This is a genomic window from Pseudomonas sp. PVC-3-1 (assembly GCF_057444315.1).
Genome location: NZ_CM172023.1, coordinates 5,832,156 through 5,851,214, shown reverse-complemented (window position 1 = coordinate 5,851,214; position 19,059 = coordinate 5,832,156). Strand labels below are relative to the sequence as shown.

Genomic DNA, 19,059 nt, shown 5'->3' with positions numbered 1-19,059 from the left:
CAACGGATAGCCGTTCCTTCGGCTACGTCTTTACCGTAGCACGATTGCGGCAGTTTGCTATTACGTGATCTGTTGTGAGCGATTGCGCAATTGCAGGAAATGGAGCCGGAAGTCGATAGCCAGGCCATTTATTTGCTGCGACAAATGCGGCTGCGTTTGCTGCCCAGGCTTCCGCTTCATCTTGTGAAGCACACGACCAGAAAAACGTCCCCAGGAAGACCTTCCATACGGGCGGATCTCCAGCCACGCATTCGACTCGAATGTCCATGGCGATCCGTCTTGCGAAGCGAGTTAGGTTGTGTGGCGCGCGAATAGCGGCGCGCCACGGAGGCAACTAACTTTCAGCACACTCCCTTTTCGTTGAGCGTGATGAGTTGGCGGGCGTATACGGTGAGACTGACGCCGCTGCGGGAGGCTGCCAGATGCATCTCAGCACATGCCTTGAGCTTTCGAAGATGGTCTTTCTCGACATGAGTCGAGGTGGCAGGGAGGGATCGCTCTATTTCTTCAGCGAGAGATGGGACGAGTGAGAGGAAGACAACAGCAGCCTCTTCCATAAGCTCCTTATCGTAAGTGTCCATCGGAGACTCTTGCCCTGAACTGCCGGCGGAAGCTGAGCAATGGGCGGGCACCTGAAGGATAGTCGACGTGGGTATGGGGATTAGACCCTATTGGACTAGGCAGTGCGGTGAAGTGCGTCAGTTCCCCCAACTCTCCACGGCCGTGGCGGCTTTCTTTTCCTCCTAATCGGATGCGGCCAGTGGGGTATGCTTACCGTCTTGATCAATGGTTCGAAGGGAGTTCTTCCGTGGACAATGAAAAGGGCAAGGCTGCCGCGTCGAAGGGCTGGCTGGCAAAGATCGGTTCTGGTGTGCTTTGGGCAATGGATGTGATGGACGAGCCAAGACGGCGTCGTGAACGAGCCGAGAAGGCCCGGCGCGCCAAGTACAGCGGCTCTGGAGCTTCAGAGCAGAGTTATTCTTCCGATGAAGTTCGCCGGCTTGTTGATGGTGCCTATCAGCAGGGCGGAGACGATCTCCGCCAAGGCGTGATCGACCAATACAATCGAAATTGACCTAAAGCGGCTCGATCAGCTGTGCGCCCTGGTTCTTGACGCTCCCAACTTCCGCCCCAACGCGGTAGGCCTCGAAGTCCTGGCGAGCCATCGCTATCGCCACGTAGGCCTGTTCGACTGAGGTCTCCTGCGATAGCCAGGCCTCCCACTGCTCCGGCGCCAGGATCACTGGCATCCGATGGTGGATCGCCGAGACCGCTCCCTCTGCCTCCTTGGTCAACAGGGCGCATGAGGTGATTGGCTCGCCCTCCGGCGGCGCCCAGGTCGACCAGATCCCGGCGATCGCCAGCACCCCGTCATCCTTGGCGTGGTGGTAGTAGGGCTGACCGACTTCCCGTCCGGCCTTGTTTATGGTCGATTCCTTCTCGCTCCACTCATACCAGCCCGCTGCCGGCATCAGGCAACGCCTGTGCCGGATTGCGTCCCGCCACATGGGTTTCGTCGGCGCTTCCTCGCTTCGGGCGTTGAAGGTCATGCCGGGCAGCTTGTCCTTTTTCCACCAGAACGGGATCAGCCCCCAGCGTGCAGCCACGACTTCCTGTTCTCCCGCCTCGTTCAGGAGCACCATGGGCACCTGACTGGTCGGCGCGACGTTGTACGCCCGATCAATCCAGCGCCCGGAGTTCCCCCGCCCGATATGCCAGTACCGCTCCATAGCGGCTTCCTCTGGCGTCACGTACCGTCCGCACATCCCTCAGCCTCCCGAATATGGCCAGCGCTTGTCGCCCGCGCCGGCCGGAATCACTTCCCTCAGTTCGAACAGCTCCTGGCCATCGCACATTATCCGCAGACCATCGACGTCGCCCGCGTACTCACGGTCGAAGCGACCAACCCACAGGCTAAGCTTCGGCGGTTGGCCGATGATGTTGCCGAGCAGCTTTCCCTCTAGGTCGTGGTAGTGACCTTCCGTTCCGATCTTGCCGACCACCTCGCCATCGACCAAGACATGGTAGTAGCAGCCCAGGCACCAGTGGGTTTCCCTGGTGATGTTGTGCTCGACGTTCCAGGAGTAGGCGCCGAGCGCGCGGGTGACCATCTCCTGGCGCTCGGACAGGCAGATCAGTCCGAGCTGGTAGGCCTCGTCCGCCTGAGCCAACAGATAGTGGTAGTGGTCGTCGGTTCGATAGAGGAACGCGGTATCGTCGCGCAGCGCGGCCTCCCAGCGATATATCAGTAGCCGGCGGTCGTTTTCGTGGTTGGTGTACAACATGGCCCGCCTCCCGAGTCAGGGGAGGGGAAGAATACTGTATGTATGTACAGTTTCAAGGTTGGGCGACGAAGGGGGTAGGTAGCGCGAGAAGGGGGCGAAAAGCTGTCTAAAACTAACTGGGCTCCCGCCGGCATTCGCGGCCTCTGGGAGCCTTGTCTGGCGATTTCGTTTTAGACAGTCGAAGGGGGAGACGCTGGCGCAGAGCGGCCTGCGGAGGGGAAATTACACTACTGTTGCATCATCGGTGTGTGGGCGGAGAGGTCGCTCTGACTCATGGCTTCTGGCTGTCCGGCTTCAACATGCAAAAGCGCCTAGTGTACGGTATCCGCCTGACCTTCTTTAACCCCGGAGCGCACTGTGCCCGTTACCGATTCCTTTATTACCGAACTCTCTGCCCGGTTGGGTAGGCGATTGGCTGCCAACCAGTTGCGCGTCACCACCGCTGAATCCTGCACCGGTGGTGGAATAGCCGAGGCGATCACGCGTATTTCTGGCAGCTCTGCCTGGTTCGAAGCGGGCTACGTCACCTATTCCAACAGCCAGAAGACTCGCCAGCTGGATGTACCGGCGGAGCTGTTCCCTAAGGTGGGTGCGGTGAGCCGGGAGGTTGTCGAGGCCATGGTCGCTGGCGCCTTGCCGCGCAGCGGGGCGGATATTGCCGTGGCGGTGAGCGGGATTGCCGGGCCGGATGGCGGTTCCGCCGAGAAGCCGGTGGGCACCGTCTGGCTGGCCTGGAGGAAAGGCGAACAGGTATTCAGCGAACGCCGGCTGTATACCGGTGATCGGGAGGCGGTGCGCCGGCAGACCGTGGCGACCGCTCTGCAAGGGCTGTTGCGACTGGCGGACGGGGAAAATCCGCTTCAGGGGTAGGCGAGCGGCTTGCCCTGTGGAATAATACTGGCTACTTATACAGTTGTTCGTGGCCGCCCGGCCGCCTGACTTCGCGAGGACTTCAATGGACGACAACAAGAAGCGCGCCCTGGCCGCGGCCCTGGGACAGATCGAACGCCAATTCGGCAAAGGCGCGGTCATGCGCATGGGCGACCATGAGCGCCAGGCTATTCCTGCCATTTCCACTGGCTCGCTGGGTCTGGACATCGCGCTGGGCATCGGCGGTCTGCCGCGTGGCCGTATCGTCGAGATCTACGGCCCGGAATCCTCGGGTAAGACCACGCTGACCCTGTCGGTCATCGCCCAGGCGCAGAAAGTCGGCGCCACCTGTGCCTTCGTCGACGCCGAACACGCCCTGGACCCGGACTACGCCGGCAAGCTGGGCGTCAATGTCGACGACCTGCTGGTATCCCAGCCGGACACCGGCGAACAGGCCCTGGAAATCACCGACATGCTGGTGCGCTCCAACGCCGTTGACGTGATCATTGTCGACTCCGTGGCAGCCCTGGTGCCCAAGGCCGAAATCGAAGGCGAGATGGGCGATCAGCACGTTGGCCTGCAGGCCCGCCTGATGTCCCAGGCGCTGCGCAAGATCACCGGCAACATCAAGAACGCCAACTGCCTGGTCATCTTCATCAACCAGATCCGCATGAAGATCGGCGTGATGTTCGGCAACCCGGAAACCACCACCGGCGGTAACGCGCTGAAGTTCTACTCCTCCGTTCGTCTCGACATCCGCCGCACCGGCGCGGTGAAGGAAGGCGACGAAGTGGTCGGCAGCGAAACCCGCGTCAAGGTCGTGAAGAACAAGGTTGCTCCGCCGTTCCGTCAGGCTGAGTTCCAGATCATGTACGGCCGCGGTATCTACCGCACCGGCGAGATTATCGACCTGGGCGTACAGCTGGGCCTGATCGAGAAGTCCGGCGCCTGGTATAGCTACCAGGGCAGCAAGATCGGCCAGGGCAAGGCCAACGCGGCCAAGTTCCTGGAAGACAACACCGAGATCTGCAACACCCTCGACAAAGCCATCCGCGAGCAACTGCTGACCAACCAGACGCCGCCGACCAAGGCCGAGCTCGCGGCGGCGGAAGCCGAAGCGGAAGCTGAAGCCGACTATTAATAGTCATGGCCGTCGAGCTCGATAACCCCGTCGCGGTGCGGCGGGTCGCCATGGACCTGCTGGCAAGACGTGAGCATGGTCGGGCGGAGCTCTCGCGCAAATTGCGTCAACGCGGCGCTGCGCAGGACCTGATCGACCCCGCCCTCGACCGTTTGGCCGAGGAAGGGCTGCTCAACGAAAGTCGCTATCTGGAAAGCTACATCGCCAGCCGAGCACGGGCTGGTTACGGTCCGGTGCGGATTCGCGAGGAGCTGTCGCAGCGGGGTTTGCCCCGTGGCGAGATCGACGGTGCGCTGAGCGAGTCGGATGTCGACTGGAACGAAAACCTGCGTGAGGTCTGGCGCCGCAAGTTCGCCCGGCTGCCGCAGGATGCCCGCGAGCGAGCCCAGCAGGGCAGGTTCCTGAGCTATCGCGGCTACTCGATGGAAGCCATCGGCAGGCTTCTCAGCGGTCGACGCTCGGATGATTGAACAAAAAAGGCACCCAACCGGGTGCCTTTTTTGTTTTCGGGGCCGGGAAAGTCAGCGCTCCCAGTTCTCCGGCTGGTTGATGAAGTTCAGCAGTTCCCGCAGGCGCCCCTGGTCGCGGCCGTTGAAGGCAAAGGCCAGGCGGGTGAGGTGGGAGAACTCCGGTTCATCCAGTTCCGATTCGCTGTAGGGCTGCTGGTGGAAACCGTCGGTCACGCACAGGCCCCCGAACTCGCGCTCCAGCAACTGCAGTGCGCGCACGCTCAGCGGATGGTTGAGGCGGATCACGAAGCGATCCTTGAGCCAGCGGCTGGAGTGAAAGTTGCTGTAGAACTGGGCGATTTCCTCGGCAGCTTCCTCGGCGGTGTGCACCAGCGTCATCAGGTTCATGTCGCTGGGCAGGATGTAGCCGTTGTCCTCCAGTTGCTCCTTGATGAACTCCAGAGCGTGATCCCAGTAGTGCCCACCAGGCTGGTCGAGCAGCACCACTGGGACCAGCGGGCTCTTGCCGGTCTGGATCAGGGTGAGCACTTCCAGCGCCTCATCCAGCGTGCCGAAGCCCCCAGGGCAGAGCACCAGCGCGTCGGCTTCCTTGACGAAGAACAGCTTGCGCAGGAAGAAGAAGTGGAACGACAGCAGGTTGCTGGTGCCGTCCACGGTGCGATTGGCGTGCTGCTCGAAGGGCAGGGTGATGTTGAAGCCGAGGCTGTTTTCCAGCCCGGCGCCTTCGTGGGCGGCGGCCATGATGCCGCCGCCGGCACCAGTGATGACCATCAGGTCGTAACGCGCCAGGGTTTCCCCCAGCTCGCGGGCCAGAGCATAGACCGGATGGTCGGCCGGAGTGCGCGCCGAGCCGAATACGGTGACTTTGCGGCGACGCTTGAACTGCTCCAGGGTGCTGAAGGCGTGCTCCATCTCGCGCAAGGTCTGCAGCATGATCTTGGCGTCCCAGCGGTTGCGATCGGCCTGGGCCATGCGGGCGACGGTGGTGAGCATCTCGCGGTACAGCGGCAGGTTCTGGCTGTCACCAGGGGCAGCCAGCGCGGCCAGTTCCTCGATCTTCTGGGCGAGGTCGGTGCCGCTGGTCTGGAAGTGTCTGGAGAGGTAGTCGTCGGGCTCATAGGGCATGTTGATACTCCTTGTTCATCAACCCCTGATCGCCTGTCCATGGGCGGCGCCGGCCACGCAAGGTGGCTCTGGCGGTAAGGCATTGGCGCTTCGCCGCACGCACAGGGGTTCAGCAGGAGGCCTGCCGAGTCTGGCACGCGGGCTGTGACAGTCGGTGAGGCCCCAATTTCAGATGGCGATCCGGTCTCCGGGCTCCGGAATATTGGCCGTCCAGTTCAGGCGATCCTGGAGTGCACCCTTGAGTACATCCATCTTTTCTCGCTCGCCATGTATCAGGTATAGCTCGGGTTTGTGTTCGAAGTGGCCAACCCACTGAATTAATTGTGATTGTCCCGCGTGGGCGGAGAACCCGCCGAGGGTATGGATCTGCGCTTTCACGCTGATGCGCTGGCGCAGGATGCGCACGGTCTCCGCGCCGTCGACGATGGCGCGGCCCAGGGTGCCCTTGGCCTGGAAACCGGGGAAGACGATATGGCACTCCTCGCGCCAGAGGTTGTGCTTGAGGTGGTGGACGATGCGTCCGCCGGTGCACATGCCGCTGCCGGCGATGATGATGGCGCCGCTCTTGATGCGATTGAGCGCCATCGACTCATCGGCGCTCTGGGTGGTGCGCAGGATCGGCAGCCACTCGCCCACCTTGGCCGTACCGGTGCCGCGCATGTATTCACGGTCGACGTCGGCGATCTCGCCGATGTGCTGCAGGTAGATGTTGTTGGCTCGCGCCGCCATGGGGCTGTCGAGGTAGACAACCTGCTGGGGCAAGCGACCTTCCTGGTAGAAGCGCCCGAGGTAGTAGATGAGGTCCTGGGTACGGCCCACGGCGAAGGACGGAATCAGCACATTGCCGCCCTCGTTCTGCGCGCGTTGCAGGATGCCGGACAGTTCCAGCAGGGTTTCATTGGCGTCACGGTGGTCGCGGTCGCCGTAGGTGGACTCCAGCAACACCACGTCGGCGCGGGTCAGCGGTGTCGGCGTGCGCATCAGCGGTGAGCAGGTGCTGCCCAGGTCGCCGGAGAACACCAGGCGGCGAGTCGAACCGAACTCATGGATTTCCAGTTCGACGATGGCCGAGCCGAGGATGTGTCCGGCATTGTGGAAGGTCAGGCGGATGCCGCGCGCCACATCCACGGTGCTGCCGTAGCTGACGCGACGGCGCTGGTTCAGTGCGCGGGAAGCGTCTTCGACGGTGTACAGCGGTTTGACCGGTGGTTTGCCCAGGCGGGCGCGCCACTTGTTCTCCCACTCGGCGTCCTTCTCCTGGAGGTTCGCCGAGTCCATCAGCATCAGCTCCAGCAGGTCGCAGCAGGATTCGGTGGCGTAGATCGGGCCCTTGTAGCCTTCCTTCGCCAGGCGCGGCAGCAGGCCGCTGTGGTCGAGGTGAGCGTGAGAGAGGACGACTGCGTCCAGTTCCTTCGGGTCGAAGGGGAAAGGTGTGCGGTTGGTCGCCTCGTTGTCGCGGGTGCCCTTGTTGCCGCTACGCCCCTGGCGCATCCCGCATTCAAGCAGCACGCGGACGCCGTCGCGGGTTTCCAGGAGGTAGCAGGAGCCGGTGACTTCCTGGATCGCGCCGATGAAGGTGAGAAGCGCCATGTCGCCTCCTTATGGGAAATTTCTTTCAGCCTTGCCCGATTGGCCGGGACGGTCGTTGATACATGTCAGCGCCTGTCCGATCTGTGGCGACCTAGACTTTCCGCCATAGCCAAGGGAGAGCCGACATGTCACAGATACTGCCAAGCCCCGAGGAACTCGCCGCACACGCGGCAGCCGAGCCGGAATACGCCAGCTGGCTGCACGGCCGCGGTCCGATTCAGCATAGCGTGCAGACCCAGGCGGCGGTCTTTCGTGTCGCTCATCAATTGGTCCAGTACGGCCTGCAGCCGGATCTGGCCAGCGTCTACCGACTGTTTGGCGCATTGGACCGACTGGCCTGCGCCGGCCTCTGGCTGGTGGCGCACATGACCTATGCCAGGCGCGTGCGCCTCGACGGCGCACCCTTGCAGGCCGAGGATTTCAAGGCGCAGCCCGAGGGGCATACCGGTGGCGCGCTGAACATGGTACCGGCCTATGCCGGCTACCTCGCCCTGAATGCCCTGAGCGGCAAGACCCGCGGCTGGCTGATGGGGCAGGGGCACTGCGTGGCGGCAATCGACGCGCTCAACGTGCTCACCGGCAACCTGCATCCGGAGCAGGCTGCCGCCTACGGAAGCGGCGAGGCCGGGCTGGACAGGCTGGTGCAGGACTTCTACAGCTATGCCCAGACGCCGGACGGCAAGGTTGCCGCGCCGCTGGGCAGTCACGTCAACCCACACACGGCCGGCGGCGTCGCCGAGGGCGGATATCTTGGTTTTGCCGAGCTGATGTACGCCCACATGCCGCTGCCGGGCGAAACCCTGGTGGCCTTCCTCTCCGACGGCGCCGCCGAGGAGCAGCGTGGCAGCGACTGGATTCCTCGCTGGTGGCGTGCCGAGGACTGTGGCGCGGCGTTGCCGGTGATGATCGCCAACGGCCGGCGCATCGAGCAGCGCACCGACCTGGGCACTCACGAAGGACTGGAAGGTTTCAAGCTGCACCTGCGGCGCTGTGGCTTCGACCCGATCAGCTTCGACGGCCGCGATCCGGCGGCCTTCGTCTGCGCCCTGTGGGAAATGGAGGAGCGCCTGCAACACCGCGTCGACGAGAAGGAACGCGGCATCCTGCGCTATCCGCTACCGATTCCCTACGGCATCGCCGAGACGACCAAGGGCTACGGCTTCTACGGCGCCGGCAGCAATGCCGCGCACAACCTGCCGCTGCCGGGTAATCCCAGCGAGGACGCGGAGGCGCGCGAGCTGTTCAACCAGCATGCGGCGCCGCTCTGGGTCGAACCGGAGGAACTGGCTGAAGCTTGCGCGCTGTTCTCCGCGTCGCGCAGCGGTCGGGTACTGGAGCGTGACAATCCGCTGGCTGTGCGGCGCCCCATCGAGCCCTCGATTCCAGCGTTGCATTACCGCAGCGATGAGTGTTCGCCCATGGCGGCGCTGGATCGTTTCTTTGTTGACCTGTGCGCTGCCAACCCTGATCTGCGTGCCCGCGTCGGCAACCCGGACGAGCTGGCGAGCAACCGCCTGGCTGGCGTGCTCAAGGCATTGCGGCACCGGGTGAGCGAGCCGGAAAGCGAACTGGAGGCCGTGGACGGCCGCATCATCACCGCGCTCAACGAGGAGGCGGTGGTTTCTGCTTGCCTGGCCAACCAGGGCGGACTGAACCTGGTGGCCAGCTACGAAGCCTTCTGCGTGAAGATGCTCGGCGCGGTGCGTCAGACGCTGATCTTCGCCCGCCAACAGAAGGAAGCCGGGCGCCCGGCGGGATGGCTTGGGTGGCCGCTGGTGGCGACCTCACACACCTGGGAGAACGGCAAGAACCAGCAATCGCACCAGGACACCACCTTCTGCGAAGCGCTGTTGGGTGAGATGAACGATATGGTGCGGGTGGTCTTTCCGGCCGATCACAACAGCCTGCTGGCGCTGTTGCCGGACATCTACCGCAGTCGCGGGCAATTGGCCTGCATCGTGGCACCCAAGCGTGAGCGGCCGTCGGTATTCACCCAGGCCCAGGCCGAGCAGTTGGCGCGTGATGGCGCGATCCTGATGGATGAGCACCCCGGTGCCGAGCCGCTGCTGTTGATCGCCAACGGTGCCTATCAACTGGCGGAAATGCGCCGCGCAGCCCAGCGGCTGGAGGAGGCCGGTTATCCCTACCGACTGGTCTATCTGCAGGAGCCGGGACGTTTCCGCGCGCCGCGCGACAACTGGGAGCTGCAGGCGCTGACGGACGAATCCATCGCCATGCGCCTTTTCCCCGATCACTACGAACGCCGCGTGCTGCTCACCCACATGCGTCCGGAAGTGGCGCGCGGGCATCTCTGGCCGATCCTGCCGGATGCGCTGAAAACAGCGGTGCTGGGCTATCGCAACCAGGGTGGGACGCTGGACGAGGCGGGCATGTTGTTCGCCAACCGTTGCAGTTGGGCCCATGTGCTGGCGGCCTGCGCACGGCTGCTGGATGTGCCGCGCAGTGCCTTGCTGGCGCCGGATGAAGCGGCAGCAGTGGCCGCCAAGGAGAGCCCGGCCGTGCTGCGTTGATGGGCGCTGGCGCCACCGCCGAGGGCGGTGGCGCAGGGATCAGCGCTTGAGTGGTTTGATCAGGCCGTCGAGGCCGTCGATCTTCAGTTCCAGGGTCAGCTGCATCAGCCGGCCCAGTTCGCCAGCCGGGAACTGGCCCTTCTTGTGGAACCACAGCAGGTACTCGTCCGGCAGGTCCACCAGCATGCGGCCCTGGTACTTGCCGAAGGGCATCGGCGTGCGCGCGATCTTCAGCAGCTGTTCCTTGTCGAGCATGGGCGGCGCTTACTTCTGCAGCTTGATCTTGCAGCTGCCGGCGTCGAAGCGCTCGGTGGCGACCGGGGCGTTGGTCTTGTACTCGGTGAAGCTGTAAGTGAGGATCGCGCCCTTGGCCAGCAGCTGGCGGTAGGCGGTATTGCTGCAGACGCTGTCACCCAGCTGGCTGCGCACGCTGTCGGGGTTCTCGCGCATGCGCTCGGCATGGCTGGCGCGCACGCTCAGGTGGTTGATCAGCTGCGGGCCTTCGACGGTGTAGCCCTGGTCGAGGATGTCCTCGTTGATGGCGCGCGGGGTGCCTTCGCTGCTTTCCTTGGCGACCTTTTCCAGGGTCTGGGTCAGTTCGAAGTCCTTCTTCGAGGCGGCGTGCGCGACGGGAAGGACGAGGCAGAGGGCGAGGGCGGTGAGGCGCAGCATGGGCATCTCCTGACAATGGTGCCGATTCGACCATGGCGAACCTTCCGGGTTCGCTGGTCATTACAGCCGCCTATTGTCCCCGAAAACGGCCCTCCTGCCGAGGTTCGATTGCCACAGGCCGCTGTCCGGCCCGCCAGGCGGCCAACCTCGTCAAAGGATGGTGCGAATATCGCTGCGCCTCGTATTGCCACTTGGCCACGCGCACGGAGGTGGTGGGCGGCGGCTCTGGTACAATCGGCGGCTCGCAACTGTCGTTCCATTCGAGCCCTCGATGTCCCGTTCGCTTTCCTTCCTCCCGGTGGCCGCAGCATGAGCCACGCCGTCGCTCGCCTGCGCGATGAACGCCTGGCCCGCTGCCTCAAGCCCTTCGTGGCCCGCGGCTCGCGCTCGCCGCGCTGCCCCGGCTGCCGCCTGCGCCCGAACTACTGCATGTGCGGCCTGCGACCGCAGGTCGAGTCCCATTCGGCGATGTGCCTGGTGATGTTCGACACCGAACCGCTCAAGCCCAGCAACACTGGCTGGCTGATCGCCGAGACGGTGCCCGAGACCTGGGCCTTCGGCTGGTCGCGCATCGAGGTCGACCCAGCGCTGCTGGCGTTGCTCGATGATCCGCAATGGCAGCCCTACGTGGTATTCCCTGGCGAGTTCGTCCAGCCCGAACGCGTGGTCACAGCGGTCGAGCCGCAGGATGGCAAACGCCCGCTGTTCATCCTGCTCGACGCGACCTGGAACGAAGCACGCAAGATGTTCCGCAAGAGCCCTTACCTGGACCGCTTCCCGGTGTTGAGCATCACGCCCGACGCGCTCTCGCGTTACCGGCTGCGCCGCTCCAAGTTCGAGGAGCACCTGTGCACCGCCGAAGTGGCTGCGCTCTGCCTTGGGTTGGCTGGTGACCGTCGCGCCGGCGACGCCCTGGATGCCTACCTGGACGTTTTCAGCGAGCGCTATCTGGGCTCGAAGCGCCAGCAGCCGCTGGATGAGCAGAGCCCGGCGCACCAGGCGTTGAGGCCGTTTACCGAGCGCTAGATCGGCCCTTCATCGCATGCATGTTTCTGATTTTCAGGGCGGGCGCCGAGGTGTGCGGTTCCCGAGCACGCTCGCTCCTACGAAGAGCGCTCGTGCCGCCGAATCACCAGCCTGTAGGAGCGAGCTTGCTCGCGAACAGTCTCGCTCCGTTGTGCAGTAGGGATCAGACTGCCTTCACCTCGGCCTTCTTCGGCCAAAGCTGCGCCACCAGCATGCCGGCGAGCATCAGCGCGCAGCCGAAATAACCACGCACATGCAGGGTCTCGTTGAGGAACAGTGCGCCGGCGATGGCAGCGAATACGGCTTCCAGGGAGAGGATGATCGCCGCGTGGGAGGCGATGGCGTGCTTCTGCGCGATGACCTGCAGGGTGAAGCCGGTGGCAACGCCGAACAGGCCGCCGTAGACCAGCGCCGGGCCGGCCTGGATGATGGCGTCGAGGCGAATCTCTTCGAACACCAGCGCCAGGAGCATGCTCACCACCGCGCAGGTGACGAACTGCAGGAACGCGAGGCGGATCGGGTCATAGCGGCTGGCGAACAGGCCCACCAGCAGAACGTGGCCACCCCAGACGAAGGCTCCGGTCAATTGCAGCCAGTCGCCAGAGGCGACGTGGAAGTCCGGGCCGATGCTCAGCATGGCCATGCCGATCACCGCCAGCGCCGCGCCGAGCCAGGTTCCCATTCCGGCGCGATGGCCGATGAGAAGGCCGAGCAGCGGCACGATGATGACGTAAAGGCCGGTGATGAAGCCGGAGTTGGTCACGCTGGTGAACATCAGGCCGACCTGTTGCAGGTTGATGCCCACGGTCAGCGCGGTACCGATGGCCAGGCCGGCGAGTACCAGGCCGCGATTGAACGGCTGGGCGCCGCGCTTGCTCGACCAGGCCAGCAGCGGCAGTAGTGCCACGGCGCCGAGGGTGAAGCGCAGGCCGGTATAGAGGAAGGGACCGATGGCATCCATCCCGAGGCGTTGCGCGACGAAGGAGACCCCCCAGATCATCGCGGTGAACAGCATCAGGAAATCGGCGCGCAGCGCATGGCTTTTCATCTTGTTCTCGTAACGGGCAGGAAAAAAAGCGGAACTCTGCCGCAACGCCGGTGCTTTGGAAAGGGGAACGGACTCTCGGCGGGCACAGTGGCAGAGGCTCTCAGGCCACTGTGTAAGTACCGGCAGGCCATGTATTCGCGGCGGACACCGGGGGTGGTCTTTGCGTACAATGTGACAAGCAGTGCTCTATCCGTGCTCCGACCTTTCCTGCGCAAGTCTGGCTGTTATCCACGGCGGGGCTTCGGCGCGGCCTTCAAGGAAAATTCATGGCTTCCTACGAGATCCTGATCGCTGACGATCACCCGCTGTTCCGCAGTGCCCTGCACCAGGCCCTGACCATCGGTCTCGGCCCCGAGGCGCGACTGTCGGAGGCCGCGAGTATCGCGGAGCTGGAGGCGCGCCTGAACGAGAAGGCCGATTGGGACCTGGTGCTGCTGGACCTGAACATGCCCGGCGCCTATGGCTTCTCCGGCCTGGTGCTGCTGCGCGGCCAGTACCCGCAGATTCCGGTGGTGATGGTCTCGGCCCAGGAAGAGGCCGCGGTAGTACAGCGCTCCCGCGAGTTCGGCGCCAGCGGCTTCATTCCCAAGTCCAGCGACCTGGGCACCCTGCAGCAGGCAGTGCGCGCGGTGCTCGACGGCGACGTCTGGTGGCCGCCGCAGGTGGACGCCGTGACCGAGATGAGCGAGGACGTCCGCGCCGCCAGCGCCGGTCTGGCCAGCCTTACTCCACAGCAGTTCCGCGTGCTGACCATGGTCTGCGAAGGCTTGCTGAACAAGCAGATCGCTTTCGAGCTGAGCGTTTCCGAAGCTACGGTGAAGGCGCATGTCACCGCGATCTTCCGCAAGCTGAATGTGCGCACCCGCACTCAGGCGGCGCTGCTGCTGGCGCAGATGGAATCGGTACCGGGGGCCTGAGGGCCGTCACATCCCGGCTCGGGAACCGTCACATTCTGTAATGGCCTTGACCCCTTTTTGACGATCGCTGGTATAGAGTGCCGCGACCTTTGCCTGTGAGAACCACACGTGTCCGCCTCCCCCTTCAAGGGCCAGACCGGCCTGAAACGAATCTTCAACGCCGCCGGCTACTCCCTGGCCGGCTTCGCCGCCGCCTTCAAGGGTGAAGCGGCCTTCCGCCAGCTGGTGCTGATCAACGTCATTCTGATCCCGCTGTCGTTCTTCTGCGACGTGACCCGTGGCGAGCGTGCACTGATGATTGCGGTGTGCCTGTTGGCGCTGATCGTCGAACTGCTCAACTCCGCCATCGAGGCGGTGGTGGACCGGGTATCCCTGGAGCGCCACCCGCTGTCGAAGAACGCCAAGGACATGGGCAGCGCCGCGCAGTTCGTGGCGCTGACCATCATCACCGTGACCTGGGCAGGCATTCTGCTCGGCTGACGGCTTGTAGGAGCGAGCTTGCTCGCGAGCCGCCTGATACTGATGTCGCAGGCATGAAGCGTTCGCGAGCAAGCTCGCTCCTACTAAAAGCTCAACTCAGGGAATCATCGGCAGGACGATATCGTCGCTGCGCGTCACCCCGGCGGTTTCGCTGCGGCACAGCTCCAGGAACTCGCGCATGGTCGCCGTCTGGTACTTCTGCCGATGCCAGATGAAGTAGAACTGCCGGCGCAGGTCTAGGTCCGGGGTTTCCACCGGTACCAGACTGCCGCGGCGGAAGGCATCGCGCAGGGCCAGGCGCGAAATGCAGCCGATCCCCAACCCCGATTCCACGGCGCGCTTGATCGCCTCGGTGTGTTCCAGCTCCAGCCGCACGTTCAGCGGCTCCACGTGGTGTCGCATGGCCTGGTCGAAGGTCAGCCGCGTGCCCGATCCCTGTTCCCGCAGGATCCACGCTTCCTCCGTCAGCCGCTCCAGGCTCGCGCGGCCTTCACGGGCGAGCGGGTGCTGCGGCGCGCAGAACACCACCAGTTCGTCTTCCATCCACGGCTGCACCTCGATGTCCGGGTGCTGGCAGTCGCCTTCGATCAGCCCCAGGTCCAGTTCGTAATGCGCCACGCGCTGCACCACGTGGGCGGTGTTGTGCACATGCAGGCGCACCCGGCAGTCCGGCTGGCGCTGCATGAAGGTGCCGATCAGCAAGGTCGCCAGGTAGTTGCCGATGGTCAGGGTGGCGCCCAGGTCCAGCGAGCCGAAGGCGCTCTTGCCGTTGAGCATGTTCTCGATCTCGCTGCCGCGGTCGAGCAGGGCTACTGCCTGGGGCAGCAATTGGCGGCCGAGCGCGTTGAGGGTCAGGCGCTTGCCGGAGCGATCGAACAACTTGCAGTCGAACTGCCGCTCCAGTTCACCCAGAGAGGTGCTGGTCGCCGACTGCGACATCGACAGGGCTTCAGCCGCGCGCGAGACGCTTTCCTGCTGAGCGACGGCGACGAAGACTTCGAGCTGGCGCAGGGTGAATTTCATGGGAGAGGACTCCGAAAAGGCTGCGCGACATTTCGTCGCCCCGGTGCAGGAATGCCCGGAAGGTATCCTTTTGCGGCGACGTGATGCGGGCTTATCTGCGTTTTGGATTAGCAATATCCAGATAATTTATTTTGCGGATATTGTCGCCGCCTATAAAATGTCGCGCAATTGCGCTACGTCCGGGATTTGCTGGGGTGCGCCACGTTTCTCCTAGGAGTCCTTGATGAGCAACCTGTACACCGAGCGCGTTCTCAGCGTGCACCACTGGAACGACACCCTCTTCAGCTTCAAGACCACCCGTAACCCGGGTCTGCGCTTCAAGACCGGTCAGTTCGTGATGATCGGCCTGGAAGTCAACGGTCGTCCGCTGATGCGCGCGTACAGCATCGCCAGCCCGAACTACGAAGAGCACCTGGAATTCTTCAGCATCAAGGTCCCGGACGGTCCGCTGACTTCGCGTCTGCAGCACCTGAAGGAAGGCGACGAGCTGATGGTCAGCCGCAAGCCCACCGGCACCCTGGTGCTGGACGACCTCAAGCCCGGCAAGCACCTGTACCTGCTGAGCACCGGCACCGGCATGGCGCCGTTCCTGTCGGTCATCCAGGACCCGGAAGTCTACGAGCGCTTCGAGAAGGTCATCCTGGTCCACGGCGTACGCTGGGTCAGCGAGCTGGCCTACGCGGACTTCATCACCAAGGTCCTGCCGGAGCACGAGTACTTCGGCGACATGGTGAAAGAGAAGCTGATCTATTGCCCGCTGGTGACCCGCGAGGAGTTCCACAGCATGGGCCGTCAGACCGACCTGATGCGCAGCGGCAAGCTGTTCGCTGACATCGGCCTGCCGCCGATGAACCCGCAGGACGACCGCGCCATGATCTGCGGCAGCCCGAGCATGCTCGACGAGACCAGCGAAGTGCTGAACAGCTTCGGCCTGCAGATCTCCCCGCGCATGGGCGAGCCGGGCGATTACCTGATCGAGCGTGCTTTCGTCGAGAAGTAAGCCGAGCAGTCAGCAGCGTCTGACGATTGAGTCGAAAAACGCCGCGATTCCTTTGGGATCGCGGCGTTTTTTATGCCTGGCTTTCTGCCCCGAGCCGCGGCCCTCTGTAGGAGCGAGCTTGCTCGCGAACCTGCAAGGCATGGTGCGTCCTACGTTCGCGAGCAAGCTCGCTCCTACAGGATCAAAAGCCCCTGGGGCTGACCCGGGTGAGCGACCCGTTCTGAGAGGGTCGACCAAGGCCAGTGACTCTGATCGCCAGTCCGCTTTTTGTAGGAGCGAGCTTGCTCGCGAACCTGCAAGGCATGGTGCGTCCTTCGTTCGCGAGCAAGCTCGCTCCTACGAGATCAAGGGCCGCTCACCCTATCCCTTCAGGGAGAGGGTGAGGGAGAGGGAAAGCCAAGGCGCGGAGTCCGGGGGACACAGTTTTTCCTACAAGGACGTCAGGCCAGCCGCTGTCCCGACACCGCCGGGTGATACAGAGGCTGCACTTTGTTCCCCGCCGGGTCCAGCAGATGGAAACTGCGCGCGCCGTCGCCATGGTCGAAGGGGCGGTCCAGCAGTGTCACGCCGCGAGCCTTGAAGTACTGGTACCAGGCTTCCAGCTCTTCCACGCTGTCCACCACGAAGCCGTAGTGATCCATGGTCTGCAGCCCATTGGCGGCGCCGAAGCCGCGTCCCAGCGAGAGGTTGTCGTTGCCGCAGGTGAGGTACACCAGGTCCTCGTTGGCGCGGTTCAGCACTTCCATGCCGAGCACGTCGACATAGAAGCGCTCGCACTCTTCCAGGTTTGGCACCAGCAGGGCGAGGTGGCGCAGGCCGTTGAGGCGGCCGGGGCGGGCAGGGAGATCGGACATGGACGCGGTTCCTTTTTTGTATACAATTTGATTTCAAATTTAAAACAAAAGGAACGCCCTGTGTACAGTCTGTTCATCAAGACCCGCGTAAAACCCGGCAGCGCCGAGGATTTCCTCCACGCCATCAAGGCCAATGCCGCCGCTTCCGTGTCCAGCGAGCCTGGTTGCCTGGTCTTCGATGTGTCACAGGATCGCCTCGATCCGGACGTGATCTATCTCTACGAGATCTACCGCGATGATGCGGCTTACGAAGCCCACACGCAGACCGCACATTTCCGCGACAGTCGTCCGCTGGTAGAGCCGCTGATTGTCGAGCAGGAGTGTTTCGAGAGCGACGTGATCGCCCTCAATCCAGTGGACTGAGGCAGGTTTCAGTCGGCGGCGCGCTGCAGATCCAGCACGCGGATCTCGCCGTCGGCGGGGTAGTGCCAGTGCACATCGAGATCCCACAGGCGCACGCCATAGCGGCGTTCCGGCGGCGGCTTCTGGTAGGCCGGGCGCGGGTCCTGGGCGAGGCATTGCTCGACCAGTTCACGCACCGGCTGGCTGAGGCGCAGGCCGTGTTCATGGGCCTGGCGCAGGGCTTCGTCACTCCAGTGCACGGCAATGGGGGCGGGCGGCGCGTCGGCGATGGCGTTGCGTGCGTCCGCGACTATGTCGGCGTAGGGCACGTAGGGCTTGATGTCGATGACCGGAGTGCCGTCCAGCAGATCGATGCCGGAGAGCCAGAGGCGGCCGGGCTCGACTTTCTCCAGTTTCACTACGGATTGGCCGAGTCCGTTGGGCCGGTGGGTGGCGCGGGTGGCGAACACGCCCATCGACTGGTTGCCGCCCAGGCGCGGTGGGCGCACCTTCAGCCGTGGCTTGTCTTCCAGCGCCTGGTGGAAGAGGAAGATCAGCCAGACGTGGCTGACCTGCTCCAGGCCCGCCACCGCGTCGCCTGTGTCGAATGGCGGCAGCAGTTCCAGTACACCGGTCGCGGCCGGAGCCAGTTGCGGCTGGCGCGGAATGGCGAACTTCTCCTTGAAGCAGGAGCGGACGTAGCCGATGGGCGAGACGGTGTGGGACATGGCGGCACAAGCGGTGGCAGGGGCCGCCATGGTACCCGATTACGCGCTTCAGCCGAGGTGGAAGCCGCCGTCGATGGGGATGATGTTGCCGGTCATGTAGGCACCGGCGGCGCTCGCCAGGCTGATGGCCAGGGCGGACATCTCTTCCTCGCGGCCCCAGCGGCGCATGGGGATAACAGCAGTATCCTCGGCCATGGCCTGCTCATCATTGGCGATGTGGCGGGTCATCTTGCTGGGGAAGCGGCCGGGAGCGATGACGTTGACGTTGATGTGGTCCTTCACCAGTTCGCGGGCGAGCATGCGCGACAGCTGGTGCAGCGCGGCCTTGCTCGGGCCGTAGGCGTAGGCGCTCTCGCCGTGGGAGGTGACGCCGGCCACCGAGCCGATGTTGATCACCCGCGCCGGGCTCTGCGCGTTGCCGGCCTTCTTCAACAGCGGCAGCAGTTGCTGGATGCAGCTGAACACGGCGGTGACGTTGAGCTGCATGACCTTCTCCCAGCCCGAGGCCGGGTAGCTTTCCAGCGGTGCGCCCCAGGTGGTGCCGGCGTTGTTCACCAGGATGTCGAGGTGGTCCAGGCGTTCGGCGAGGTCGGCGGCCAGCACGCGGGCGCCTTCCTCGGTGGCTAGGTTGGCCGGCAGGCCGATGCATTCGCCGTACTGCGACAGCTCGGCGGCGGTGTCGGCGCAGGCGGCGCCGTCGCGGGCGCAGATGATCACTTTGGCGCCGGCTTCAAGCAGGCCCTGGGCGATCATTCGGCCGATGCCACGGGTGCCGCCGGTGACCAGTGCGGTCTTGCCTGCAAGGGAAAAGTACGGGTGCATGAGCCTCTCCTGGCTGGGTTTTCGCGTCACCCTAGCGGGATCGTCGGGGGGCTCCGAGCACTATCCAGTCGGTAAATGGCGGCGCATTACGCGACGGCTGCATTTTCTTAACCTGCGCATAACCATCGCTGCCCT

Annotated in this window: 22 protein-coding genes; 10 read left to right on the top strand and 12 right to left on the bottom strand. The window is 64.0% G+C overall.

Annotated features, from left to right (window positions below):
- Positions 1–341: 341 nt before the first annotated feature.
- Complete coding sequence (locus AC2T4A_RS26915) at positions 342–581, bottom strand: hypothetical protein (RefSeq protein WP_486742196.1); 240 nt, start codon at positions 579–581, stop codon at positions 342–344.
- A gap of 227 nt (positions 582–808) precedes the next feature.
- Between AC2T4A_RS26915 and AC2T4A_RS26910 the strand changes: the two genes are divergently transcribed.
- Positions 809–1,075 (top strand): hypothetical protein, encoded by a 267-nt coding sequence (locus AC2T4A_RS26910; protein ID WP_486742195.1) that lies wholly within the window; start codon positions 809–811, stop codon positions 1,073–1,075.
- A 1-nt stretch (position 1,076) separates the two neighbouring features.
- Here the strand turns inward: AC2T4A_RS26910 and AC2T4A_RS26905 are convergent, their stop codons facing one another.
- Together AC2T4A_RS26905 and AC2T4A_RS26900 are read right to left on the bottom strand one after the other, a co-directional pair.
- The gene (locus AC2T4A_RS26905) at positions 1,077–1,766 is read right to left on the bottom strand and encodes an SOS response-associated peptidase (protein ID WP_486742194.1); all 690 of its coding nucleotides are present in this window, start codon (positions 1,764–1,766) and stop codon (positions 1,077–1,079) included.
- Positions 1,767–1,769: 3 nt separating this feature from the next.
- On the bottom strand, positions 1,770–2,285 hold the full coding sequence (locus AC2T4A_RS26900) for a hypothetical protein (RefSeq protein WP_486742193.1): 516 nt from the start codon (positions 2,283–2,285) through the stop codon (positions 1,770–1,772).
- A 357-nt stretch (positions 2,286–2,642) separates the two neighbouring features.
- Here AC2T4A_RS26900 and AC2T4A_RS26895 point away from each other — a divergent pair, with 357 nt between their 5' ends.
- The 3 genes from AC2T4A_RS26895 (at position 2,643) to recX (ending at position 4,766) form a co-directional block, all read left to right on the top strand.
- Positions 2,643–3,155 (top strand): CinA family protein, encoded by a 513-nt coding sequence (locus AC2T4A_RS26895; RefSeq protein ID WP_486742192.1) that lies wholly within the window; start codon positions 2,643–2,645, stop codon positions 3,153–3,155.
- 85 nt (positions 3,156–3,240) lie between these two features.
- The gene (gene recA / locus AC2T4A_RS26890) at positions 3,241–4,296 is read left to right on the top strand and encodes a recombinase RecA (RefSeq protein WP_416747718.1); all 1,056 of its coding nucleotides are present in this window, start codon (positions 3,241–3,243) and stop codon (positions 4,294–4,296) included.
- Between the two features lie 5 nt (positions 4,297–4,301).
- Positions 4,302–4,766 (top strand): recombination regulator RecX, encoded by a 465-nt coding sequence (gene recX / locus AC2T4A_RS26885; RefSeq protein WP_486742191.1) that lies wholly within the window; start codon positions 4,302–4,304, stop codon positions 4,764–4,766.
- 51 nt (positions 4,767–4,817) lie between these two features.
- Here recX and AC2T4A_RS26880 read toward each other — a convergent pair whose 3' ends face one another.
- Together AC2T4A_RS26880 and AC2T4A_RS26875 are read right to left on the bottom strand one after the other, a co-directional pair.
- On the bottom strand, positions 4,818–5,891 hold the full coding sequence (locus AC2T4A_RS26880) for an LOG family protein (RefSeq protein ID WP_478377114.1): 1,074 nt from the start codon (positions 5,889–5,891) through the stop codon (positions 4,818–4,820).
- A gap of 168 nt (positions 5,892–6,059) precedes the next feature.
- On the bottom strand, positions 6,060–7,481 hold the full coding sequence (locus tag AC2T4A_RS26875) for an MBL fold metallo-hydrolase RNA specificity domain-containing protein (protein WP_416747724.1): 1,422 nt from the start codon (positions 7,479–7,481) through the stop codon (positions 6,060–6,062).
- 125 nt (positions 7,482–7,606) lie between these two features.
- Between AC2T4A_RS26875 and AC2T4A_RS26870 the strand changes: the two genes are divergently transcribed.
- Complete coding sequence (locus tag AC2T4A_RS26870) at positions 7,607–10,012, top strand: phosphoketolase family protein (protein WP_486742190.1); 2,406 nt, start codon at positions 7,607–7,609, stop codon at positions 10,010–10,012.
- Between the two features lie 39 nt (positions 10,013–10,051).
- On the opposite strand, the gene AC2T4A_RS26865 is transcribed toward AC2T4A_RS26870, so the two are convergent.
- Both AC2T4A_RS26865 and AC2T4A_RS26860 read right to left on the bottom strand, forming a co-directional pair.
- Complete coding sequence (locus tag AC2T4A_RS26865; RefSeq protein WP_416747728.1) at positions 10,052–10,267, bottom strand: DUF3820 family protein; 216 nt, start codon at positions 10,265–10,267, stop codon at positions 10,052–10,054.
- A gap of 9 nt (positions 10,268–10,276) precedes the next feature.
- Entirely contained in the window at positions 10,277–10,684 is a 408-nt protein-coding gene (locus AC2T4A_RS26860; RefSeq protein WP_416747730.1) for a quorum-sensing-regulated virulence factor family protein, read from the bottom strand.
- 309 nt (positions 10,685–10,993) lie between these two features.
- On the opposite strand from AC2T4A_RS26860, the gene AC2T4A_RS26855 reads away from it, so the two are divergent.
- Positions 10,994–11,710: a tRNA-uridine aminocarboxypropyltransferase gene (locus AC2T4A_RS26855; RefSeq protein WP_486742189.1), complete on the top strand. Its 717-nt coding sequence runs from the start codon at positions 10,994–10,996 to the stop codon at positions 11,708–11,710.
- A 163-nt stretch (positions 11,711–11,873) separates the two neighbouring features.
- Here the strand turns inward: AC2T4A_RS26855 and AC2T4A_RS26850 are convergent, their stop codons facing one another.
- Positions 11,874–12,758 (bottom strand): DMT family transporter, encoded by an 885-nt coding sequence (locus tag AC2T4A_RS26850; protein WP_478377112.1) that lies wholly within the window; start codon positions 12,756–12,758, stop codon positions 11,874–11,876.
- A gap of 266 nt (positions 12,759–13,024) precedes the next feature.
- Between AC2T4A_RS26850 and erdR the strand changes: the two genes are divergently transcribed.
- Positions 13,025–13,675, top strand: coding sequence for a response regulator transcription factor ErdR (gene erdR / locus AC2T4A_RS26845; protein WP_416747736.1), 651 nt, complete (start codon positions 13,025–13,027; stop codon positions 13,673–13,675).
- Between the two features lie 108 nt (positions 13,676–13,783).
- Positions 13,784–14,155 (top strand): diacylglycerol kinase, encoded by a 372-nt coding sequence (locus tag AC2T4A_RS26840; RefSeq protein ID WP_024765290.1) that lies wholly within the window; start codon positions 13,784–13,786, stop codon positions 14,153–14,155.
- Between the two features lie 96 nt (positions 14,156–14,251).
- On the opposite strand, the gene AC2T4A_RS26835 is transcribed toward AC2T4A_RS26840, so the two are convergent.
- Positions 14,252–15,178: a LysR family transcriptional regulator gene (locus AC2T4A_RS26835; protein ID WP_081517925.1), complete on the bottom strand. Its 927-nt coding sequence runs from the start codon at positions 15,176–15,178 to the stop codon at positions 14,252–14,254.
- Positions 15,179–15,401: 223 nt separating this feature from the next.
- On the opposite strand from AC2T4A_RS26835, the gene fpr reads away from it, so the two are divergent.
- On the top strand, positions 15,402–16,178 hold the full coding sequence (gene fpr, locus AC2T4A_RS26830) for a ferredoxin-NADP reductase (protein WP_017517998.1): 777 nt from the start codon (positions 15,402–15,404) through the stop codon (positions 16,176–16,178).
- A 440-nt stretch (positions 16,179–16,618) separates the two neighbouring features.
- Here the strand turns inward: fpr and AC2T4A_RS26825 are convergent, their stop codons facing one another.
- Complete coding sequence (locus AC2T4A_RS26825) at positions 16,619–17,032, bottom strand: VOC family protein (protein WP_169940869.1); 414 nt, start codon at positions 17,030–17,032, stop codon at positions 16,619–16,621.
- A gap of 60 nt (positions 17,033–17,092) precedes the next feature.
- Here AC2T4A_RS26825 and AC2T4A_RS26820 point away from each other — a divergent pair, with 60 nt between their 5' ends.
- A complete protein-coding gene (locus tag AC2T4A_RS26820) occupies positions 17,093–17,395 on the top strand; it encodes a heme-binding protein (protein WP_138212700.1) in 303 nt (100 codons plus the stop codon).
- 8 nt (positions 17,396–17,403) lie between these two features.
- On the opposite strand, the gene tsaA is transcribed toward AC2T4A_RS26820, so the two are convergent.
- Positions 17,404–18,102, bottom strand: coding sequence for a tRNA (N6-threonylcarbamoyladenosine(37)-N6)-methyltransferase TrmO (gene tsaA, locus AC2T4A_RS26815; protein WP_486742188.1), 699 nt, complete (start codon positions 18,100–18,102; stop codon positions 17,404–17,406).
- Positions 18,103–18,150: 48 nt separating this feature from the next.
- Positions 18,151–18,924 carry an SDR family oxidoreductase gene (locus AC2T4A_RS26810; RefSeq protein ID WP_138522638.1) on the bottom strand — a complete coding sequence of 258 codons (774 nt, stop codon included), beginning with the start codon at positions 18,922–18,924 and terminating at the stop codon, positions 18,151–18,153.
- Positions 18,925–19,059 lie beyond the last annotated feature (135 nt).